This window comes from Dietzia natronolimnaea, from assembly GCF_002289575.1.
Taxonomy (GTDB): Bacteria; Actinomycetota; Actinomycetes; order Mycobacteriales; family Mycobacteriaceae; genus Dietzia; species Dietzia natronolimnaea_A.
Genome location: NZ_NTGA01000112.1, coordinates 1 through 646 on the forward strand (window position 1 = coordinate 1; position 646 = coordinate 646).

At 70.7% G+C, this 646-nt stretch carries 1 protein-coding gene; it reads left to right on the plus strand.

The genetic code is table 11. The annotated features are described in order from the left end of the window. Window positions 1-646, plus strand: a 646-nt coding sequence (locus CEY15_RS17890) for a DUF3375 family protein (RefSeq protein ID WP_141244344.1), incomplete at both ends; no start/stop codon positions are given.

Consider the following 646-nt stretch of genomic DNA (forward strand, 5'->3'; position numbering starts at 1 on the left):
GAGCTGGTCCACGGCCGCAGCATGATCGACTCCTCCGACCAGGGCCGCAGCTTCCAGGCCTTCTACGACCTGCTGCTGTCCACCTCGGGCCAGGAGGAGCTGTCCATGCTGCTCGAGCGCCTGACCGGCATCGACGAGCTCGGCGCGGACCGGCGCCTGCGCACCGTGCACCACGGCTGGGCGGAGGCCGCGGAACGCACCCAGCAGACGGTCCGCAACATCTCCGAGCAGCTACGCCGCTTCACCGACGACCAGGTGTGGCTGGAGAACCGCCGGGTGCTGGACCTGGTGCGCCAGATCGAGACCTCGGCGCTGCAGGTCCGCGAGGGCGAGCTGCCCGATCTCGGGCTGGAGCTGGAGGAGACTGCCGTCGACGTCGCCCTGCCCACGGATCGTCCGCTGTTCACCGCCCGACCCGCCGCCGAGGTCAACAGCCTGCTCGATCCTGTCGACACCGAGGAGGTCGACACCTCCGTGCTGACCGACCAGGTCGTCGTCGACCCCGCACGCCTGGCCTCCCGCATCCGGGCGCTGATCCCGGTCCGCGGCACCGCCCGCCTGGAGGACATCGTCACCATGTACCCCCTGCAGCACGGGGCGGCCGAGATCGTCGGCTACCTGGCGCTCAAGGACGACGACCTCGAGG